The organism is Flavobacterium daejeonense DSM 17708, from assembly GCF_000425425.1.
Lineage (GTDB): Bacteria > Bacteroidota > Bacteroidia > Flavobacteriales > Flavobacteriaceae > Flavobacterium > Flavobacterium daejeonense.
In genome coordinates this window covers 21,792-29,557 of record NZ_KE384376.1, presented here as the reverse complement: position 1 = coordinate 29,557, position 7,766 = coordinate 21,792, and the positions used below count along the sequence as shown (strand labels likewise).

General features: G+C 30.5%; 10 protein-coding genes. All 10 read right to left on the bottom strand.

Annotated elements, in window-relative coordinates; genetic code table 11:
* A partial coding sequence (locus H599_RS0118920; RefSeq protein WP_026715545.1) for a glycosyltransferase family 2 protein occupies positions 1-670 on the bottom strand: 670 nt, incomplete at its 3' end.
* Between the two features lie 183 nt (positions 671-853).
* Positions 854-1,189, bottom strand: a complete 336-nt coding sequence (locus H599_RS0118915; RefSeq protein ID WP_162174281.1) for a hypothetical protein — start codon at positions 1,187-1,189, stop codon at positions 854-856.
* A gap of 77 nt (positions 1,190-1,266) precedes the next feature.
* Positions 1,267-1,905 carry a hypothetical protein gene (locus H599_RS0118910; RefSeq protein WP_026715543.1) on the bottom strand — a complete coding sequence of 213 codons (639 nt, stop codon included), beginning with the start codon at positions 1,903-1,905 and terminating at the stop codon, positions 1,267-1,269.
* A 661-nt stretch (positions 1,906-2,566) separates the two neighbouring features.
* On the bottom strand, positions 2,567-3,034 hold the full coding sequence (locus tag H599_RS0118895; protein WP_026715540.1) for a hypothetical protein: 468 nt from the start codon (positions 3,032-3,034) through the stop codon (positions 2,567-2,569).
* 37 nt (positions 3,035-3,071) lie between these two features.
* Positions 3,072-3,575, bottom strand: coding sequence for a leucine-rich repeat domain-containing protein (locus H599_RS20460; protein WP_155960839.1), 504 nt, complete (start codon positions 3,573-3,575; stop codon positions 3,072-3,074).
* A gap of 296 nt (positions 3,576-3,871) precedes the next feature.
* Complete coding sequence (locus H599_RS0118885; RefSeq protein ID WP_026715538.1) at positions 3,872-4,777, bottom strand: hypothetical protein; 906 nt, start codon at positions 4,775-4,777, stop codon at positions 3,872-3,874.
* A gap of 649 nt (positions 4,778-5,426) precedes the next feature.
* On the bottom strand, positions 5,427-6,011 hold the full coding sequence (locus tag H599_RS0118870; protein WP_026715536.1) for a hypothetical protein: 585 nt from the start codon (positions 6,009-6,011) through the stop codon (positions 5,427-5,429).
* Positions 6,012-6,121: 110 nt separating this feature from the next.
* Complete coding sequence (locus H599_RS0118865; protein WP_162174280.1) at positions 6,122-6,628, bottom strand: hypothetical protein; 507 nt, start codon at positions 6,626-6,628, stop codon at positions 6,122-6,124.
* A gap of 89 nt (positions 6,629-6,717) precedes the next feature.
* Positions 6,718-7,344 carry a hypothetical protein gene (locus H599_RS0118860; protein ID WP_026715534.1) on the bottom strand — a complete coding sequence of 209 codons (627 nt, stop codon included), beginning with the start codon at positions 7,342-7,344 and terminating at the stop codon, positions 6,718-6,720.
* A 44-nt stretch (positions 7,345-7,388) separates the two neighbouring features.
* Positions 7,389-7,766 (bottom strand): hypothetical protein (locus tag H599_RS0118855; RefSeq protein ID WP_026715533.1); only part of this gene is annotated, 378 nt, incomplete at its 5' end.

The following is a 7,766-nucleotide window of genomic DNA, read 5'->3' as shown; positions in this document are numbered from 1 at the left end:
GAGATAATAAATTAAACATAGCTTGCTTTAATTCTTTCTGTTTTCTACTACAGCTGTTCTCACTATACCAACGATATTTTACAAAATAAGCGGGTAAATTAGCTACTTTACTAATTTCTGCAAAACGAACCCAAAGATCATAATCTTCACAATATTGAAAATCAGGATCATATTTTAATTGCTTTGCAAGATCAGTACGCATAGTAACAGCCGAATGAGTAAACTGATTTCGAAATAATAAACTTAATTGAGCATCGCGATAATCTGTCACTCCTTCTACCGTATCGATTTTTTTACCATCGGCATTAATTACCTCATACCACCCACCAACGATCCCAAAATCAGGATTATTTTTAAGAAAATTAATTTGAGTTTCTAAACGGTTTCCTAGCATAATATCATCTCCGTCCATACGGGCAATGTATTTGCCTTTAGCCAAAGCTAAGCCTTTATTTAAAGTATAGACAATACCTCGATTCTTGCTGTTTTTAAGAAATACAATACGGCTGTCCTTAATAGAATTTATGATTTCTGTGGTATTATCAGTACTGCCATCATCAATGATTACCAATTCATAATCAGTATATTTTTGGGCAAGAACACTTTCTATTGCGGCCACGATATACTTGGCACAATTATAGACTGGAATTAGGATGGTGGCTTCTGGCATGAGTCAAATTCTATTGTTATTGTTTGTTTAAAAGTGACACCCAGAACCAAAATAACTTGTATTTTACAAGTAATATTGTCTTTAGATGCAAGTTGATTTACTATAGGTAGCCCCTTTCCCATAATATAAATTATCTATCGCAGGAAGAGGGCTTAACTTGGAATTTTTACCAGAATTTCAACCTTAAAACTTGTATTGAAACACATATCCTACTTTGGAGTCATCGCCTATATTATTAAAATCGAAGCGAGCATACCAGTATTCATCTATTTTTAGATAATAACCCCAACCTTGCATAAGCTTAATATCGGCCTTGTTTTTAAATGAGGATAGAGTACGTCCTACAACAGCTTTTCCTTCTTGTTTAAAATTTGTGTCTCTTGTTGATATAAACAGTTTTTTTCGATATTCATCTACCGCAATAGAAAATACAATTCCGTTAATATTTGCTTCATAAGCAGGTACTATATCACTATAAGGTGTAACTATAGAATATTGAGATTGTTTTTGTGCATTCATGACATAGGAGGTTAAAATTGTAAAAAAGGCCACTAAATAGATTCTTTTTTTCATCATTATTTGATTTTATTGTTCAATTATTTTCTATAAACTTGATAACTTGAGTAATTAGCCCAACCATTCTCAATACTGGTAGTTGAATTAAAAATTTCCTCTCCTCCTTGTCCATAAACCATAGGCGTTCCATCCTCACTAAAACCAGTTATTGTTAAAGAATGTGCCAAATTTCCATTGGAGTCATAGTAAACCACAACATCCCCAACTTTATATCCATCAGGAGAGTATCCTCCTGAAGAATATCCACCTGATGAATACCCTACTGAAGAGTATCCTACTGAAGAATTTGTACCTGTAGATTCTCCTATAATCGTATAACCATCTCCTGTTAATATACTGCAAGTCTGATCGTTATTAATCCAATACTGCCCATCTGCAAATGTTGTCCCATGGCAATCTGTATCATAACCCATGGGTGAATTAGGATCATTTCTATAAGCCACAATTTGCGTACCATCGTCAGCAAGAATATATCCCTTAATCATCGAAACAGGATTACCAGAATAATCATATGTATTAAAAGGTTCTACTGCTGTAAATATTATATTTCCATTGGCGTCCCGTTGAATCCCTCCTAAAACCTGTCTTAAATCCTCTTTATAAATTACTTCCATTTCTTGTTCTAATAGCTCAAATGCTAATTTGGTTTTGTTTTTCATAATTTTAAATATATTTAGTTAATAAATAGCTTGACTTAAAAATGATTATTTAAACTTTATCATCCCCCAGGTTTTATTTATCTCTTCATTAACTAGAAAATCATCTCCTTTATTATAAAAAAACAATATTTCAGCCCTAACCACATTATCGTTATACAGTTCTGTTTTTTTTTACAATTTGGATAAATTCCTAAATATAATTTAGAGACTTTTATATTATAAACATAAGCTTTATCTGCATTCATTTTTTTTATGTGTGTGTGTGTGTGTGTGTGTGTGTGTGTGTGGGGGGGGGGCATCAGCATAAATCAACTTTGATAGACGAGTATCCATTTCTGATGACAACCACTTTTGCTGAGGACGATTCAAATCTACAGTAGCAATTAAATATTTTTTTGCTCTAGTTTTACCTTTAGGATAAGGAATCATTGCGACTACTTATTAATTAAAAAATCCATCAACTTTGTATAAAGTACTGATATCAAAACTATAATTAATACAAATAAAATAAAATAATACCTAAATGTACTAACTTTCGAATAAACATCTTGATTCTTAAAATCTTTTATATGTTTTTTGTTCTTCAATGATAAAAATAAAACAATAAGTAATAATATTAATGCTAAAGAAAAAAGTATAATATATTTCATCTTTTTAAAAATTAATCCTTAATTGAATCATAAATATACTGTATACCATTTTGGCTTAATTCAAAAATTACTTTTTCTCCATCAGTTGTCGTCAATTTTCCAAACACATACGCATTAGCCTCTAGTCCTAAAGTAATTGCCCAAGCTCCATAATCAAAAGTCTCAGGTGTATTATTCATAATATCAGAATACAAATCTATTCCTGTACCAACAAGATTAATAGCTCCACTCACCCCCATTAGTGGCACTCCAATTTCACCAAATCCTGTACTAGTTAAAACTATTCCCATATTGTTTGCAGAATCACCCATACCATGAAAGACATCAGCAACAGCCTCTAAATTCCATTGGCTATAATTTTCCCAATCATAATTAAGAATTGGATAATTTGAAGTATATCCACCACTTGAATGATTTGAATACACAACTACCTGATTAAGCATTCCTCCATAAATAGTTGTAGAACCATCTTCATTCATTATATACGAACATGCTGGTAAACTAATTAAAATTTATTTAGTTAACTTTATCAGGTATCGTTATAATCACTGGTGGATTAATAAATTTAAGAGGAGCATCAACAGCAATGTTATTGCTTTTTATTGTATCAATTTTAGAAGGATCAAATGAAACTCTATTACTCAATTTTGGATTATTTGAAACATCTAAATAATTAAGATTTTTATCATTTAAATAAAGATGAATTTCATTTAAATTATTATTAGAAAAAATAATACGTTCAATCCCTTTTTCATAAAAGATTAAGGATACACCTTCAATTTTATTATTTGAAAGATTAATTTGTTTTATTGCTTTTGAAATATTATTTTCTACTTTAAACCTTCCAAATAATTCTTTTTTAATACTCACAAAGGTCATTCCTCCATTGATCTTATTATGCGAAGCATCTAAATTAACCAAATATGTTGGAAGATTTTTCATAACTAAAGTATCTAAATTATTATGAGAAATATTCAATTTCTTAACTTTAAATTTTGATAAATCCGGTAATTTTTCCATGTTTTTACAGGATAAATCTAACAATTGTATAGTGTCGTTCATATCCAACTTTGATAGTATATGTTCAACAGTTTTTGAATTCTTATTACCTTGTTCACTATTACTTTTACATGAAAACATAATACATAAAAACAATATCGATGAAAAACAACTTTTAAACTTCATAACAAAAAATATTAAATTATTTTTTTTAAAACCTTAAACACTTGGGGGTAACTCCAAGTATTTTTAATTTATCTGTTGCACTTATTACTTGAACTTACAAAACAATATATTTGAAATAATCATAAAAATTGTTAATTATTGGCACGATATTCAGCAAGTGCATCATTAACATAAGTAAAGGCACTTGATTTCATATAATTATGTTCATTTTGTTCGTAAGTAGACGGAGCATTTTGGGTATATGTTGTTACTCCATTTACAGTTGTAGATGAATAATAAATATCAACAACCTCTTGAGATACACCTTTTTGCAGCATTGTTGCAACACGATTTTCTAGACTCCCTTCTTGAGAGTTATAAAATATCTCACTACTATACGCATGAAATGCTTCATGAGCTAAAATCACTACTAATGATTCTGCAGCTGTTAAATTACTGTGGTTCATTCCCCCATAATCCATATAACTCAAATCAATCATACCTGCTGTTGTCACTAAATCAGAATCTAAAGTTATAATTTGATTTAAACCTTGTCCATAAATAAAACTACCATCGAGATGTGTACTTGCTGCTATATTTGTTGAATTTAAAGCATTAGGCTCCAACTGTCCAATGTTTATCATTATACTATTATTTCCTTTCGAAGCTGAATTCAATAATTTTGCAATTACACTATTTGAAGTGAGTATTCCATTTAGTTGTGTATTAAATGGTTGATTTCCACCCGAAAAATCAAAAATAACATTTGTCATATCTAATCCAGATCCTGACTGTACACTAGTACTACCACTCCCAGCAACATAAGTAGGCCCTACATAATAACCGCCGCCACCTCCGCCGCCATATCCACCGCTGCTACTGTAACCACCGGATCCCATCCAAAATAGAGAATTCAAAAAATAAGGATCAGTTAAAAGCCCATTACTAGAGTAACTTCCACTTGAGGAATAGCCATAACCACCACTTGAATGATTTGAATACACAACTACTTCATTAAGCATTCCTCCATAAATAGTTGTAGTACCATCATTATTCATCAAATAAGAACCTGCGGGTACATTATTAAAATTTCATAATGAATAGTTTTTTCAGCAGCGTCAGTATACAAAAAATCTATTTGAAAAAAAGCACCACCATTTCTTCCTATCATAACTATTTTGTTGTGAGTATATTTCTCCTTATAGTTTCTGGTACAAGGCCGGCTAAACTCCACAGCCCTGTCAGCATTCAATTTATCCTTCACATAAGATGTCCCATAATAACTAACAGAATTATTTATGGTATCTGCTAAGGCTCGAAATGTATTATTATAATTAGAGATAGATGTCCAATTTGGGTTATATTGCCTTACGGTAACTTCAAGTTATAGAAGTGGATAATTAAGGATTACACCTATTAAAATACTACCATCAGAATTAGAAAGCGTTCTTCTAATACCACTTTCTTGCTTATTATCCCAACACCAAGTATATTCAATATTGGAATTTTGAATCTTGAAACCAAGTGGCACACTAAAAATACCGTCCATTCTATTGAGTCCTTCAATAAACAAATCATTTTTCTGTGAATAGACAGCAGAGGTTACAATTAAAAAAAAGATATATTTAAACAAAATAATTATTCATAATAAAACTCATTATAAAACCCCATGCCTTATCGTTCACAGCAGTTAAGAAACACCAACATCTAATTATTGAATTTCACCAGCATAGGTAATATTCTTTGAATTTCATAATGAATAGTTTTTTCAACAGCATCAGTGTAAAGAAAATCTATTTGAAAATGACCTACTCCCTTTTTTCCTATCAAAACTATTTTATTGTGAGTATATTTCTCTCTATAACTCCGAGTGCATCCTCGGCTAAACTCAACTGCCATATTAGCATTCAATGTATCATTCACATAAGATTTTCCATAATACCGAACAGAATTATTTATGGTATCAGCCAAGTTTCTAAATCTATTAAAATAACCAGTATCTGCCGTCCAATTTGGATTATAACGACGTGCGGTATTTATCATTTTTGTATCTGGACTATTAATGATTACCCCTATCAGTATGCTGCCATCTACATTAGAAAGCGTTCTAAAAATACCGCCTTCATCCTTGTTATCCCAGCACCATGTATATTCAATATTTGAGTTCTCAAGTTTATACCCATCAGGTACGTTAAAAACGCCATTTATCCTATTAAGATTATCAACAAAAAAATCATTTTTCTGAGAATAGACAACAGATGTTACAATTAAAATATATATATATTTGAACATAATAATTATTTTACATTAAAACCTAGTAAATAAAAAACCTATTACCGACCTATGTTTCGCAGATGAAAATTTCATCTGCGAAACATTTATAATAAGCAATTTAATTTTTATTATTGACATTGTATAGAAAACATATTTCCTACAGTAGCTCCAGATGAATAAACGTCATTACCAGTCGTAGCATCATAATAATTAAATGTACCATCACTATTAAAACTTGTTATCTCAACAGCATGCTGCTCTCCTGCAGGCCCCATATTGGGAAGAATAGCTAATATTCTGGTCCCACCATTAAACATACTATTACTATAACTACCACTACTAACATAATTCACACTTGCATAACCACCGTCTGCACTACTTATTACATTTCGCATTTCGTTACCACTCATAGAATAACCAGTAAAATTACCATTACTATCGTAATTTCTAACCTCATTATAATTCGCTTCATAATTACTCGCATACATCCATGCATTTGCAGTATTTCCATCAAAAATGTAAGCCATAGCATTGAACAAACAATATCCGTTTGGTAAAGGTCCATAACCACCTGATGAACTGTATCCACTCCCTCCAACAAACTGCATTAAATCTTCTTTGTAGATTACTTCCATTTCCTGTTCTAGCAACTCAAATGCTAATTTGGTTTTGTTTTTCATAGTTAAAATATGTTTAGTTAATAAATAGCTTGACTTAAAAATGATTATTTAAACTTTAACATCCCCCATGTTTTATTTATCTCTTCTCTAACTATTTTCTCCTGATTTTCCTTGTAAAAAAACAGTATTTCAACTCTTCCAACATTATCTTTATAAACTATTAATTTTTTACATCTTGGATAAATCCCTAGATATAAGTTTTTTCTAACTTTCATATTATAAACATAAGCTCTATTTGCATTCATTTTTTTTATGTGAGACACACTTAGTAAATTTTTATTTGAGAAACGATTATCCATTTCTGCCGCTATAGCTTCTTTCGAACGACGATTCAAATCTACATTAGCAATTAAATATTTTTGTGCCCTAGTTTTACCTTCAGGATAATGAATAACAGCTACACAAATCATAATCTGATTGTCTTTATTTATCATAGAAATATTATATTGACTCTGCTGAATGGTTGGGTAAATTTCAAAATATGAAGAAACAGGACTTATGTAGAAATAATTATCTGGTCGATGATAATTCATTATTTTAGCTTCTTTAACAAATAATTGATCATATTCATCCAAATAACTTTGCGATTGCATATTAAAAACAAACATGAAAATAAAAACCAACAACAGTTTCCATTTTCTTTCTTTTTGCGTATTCAAGTTAAATTTCATTATTGCAACTTTAAATTAGTAATAAGAATTTTAAAAAATAATATTTACTTTGTAATTCCAATAAAAGATACCATTTGTGACATTTGTACTGTAGTATCTTCACGTAGAGGATTTTGGGCATCAAAAAAGCCAACTGTAGTCCCGTTAATTTCAGTTACATTAACCATATGAAACCCTCCAGTAGAAGTTTTATATACGCCAATTAGTTCCTGATTTCCAGCAGAATTAGTAATATAATTTGTCAAGAATTGATTTGAAGCACCACTATAATCTGTGGCATTAAAAAAGGTCTTGATGAAGTTCATCAATTGATCTGGTGGTACACCTCCTCCAGAACCAGTTAAATAATTGTATACAATATCATTGCCACTACTTGGATGAGTAAAGTTGTAATATTGTTCGTAATAATTTGAATCGTGAGT

Coding starts and splice junctions, on each gene's coding strand:
- H599_RS0118915 (WP_162174281.1), bottom strand. CDS start 1,189: ATGAATGCACAAAAACAATCTCAATATTCTATAGTTACACCTTATAGT.
- H599_RS0118910 (WP_026715543.1), bottom strand. CDS start 1,905: ATGAAAAACAAAACCAAATTAGCATTTGAGCTATTAGAACAAGAAATG.
- H599_RS0118895 (WP_026715540.1), bottom strand. CDS start 3,034: ATGAATGAAGATGGTTCTACAACTATTTATGGAGGAATGCTTAATCAG.
- H599_RS20460 (WP_155960839.1), bottom strand. CDS start 3,575: ATGGAAAAATTACCGGATTTATCAAAATTTAAAGTTAAGAAATTGAAT.
- H599_RS0118885 (WP_026715538.1), bottom strand. CDS start 4,777: ATGAATAATGATGGTACTACAACTATTTATGGAGGAATGCTTAATGAA.
- H599_RS0118870 (WP_026715536.1), bottom strand. CDS start 6,011: ATGTTCAAATATATATATATTTTAATTGTAACATCTGTTGTCTATTCT.
- H599_RS0118865 (WP_162174280.1), bottom strand. CDS start 6,628: ATGGAAGTAATCTACAAAGAAGATTTAATGCAGTTTGTTGGAGGGAGT.
- H599_RS0118860 (WP_026715534.1), bottom strand. CDS start 7,344: ATGAAATTTAACTTGAATACGCAAAAAGAAAGAAAATGGAAACTGTTG.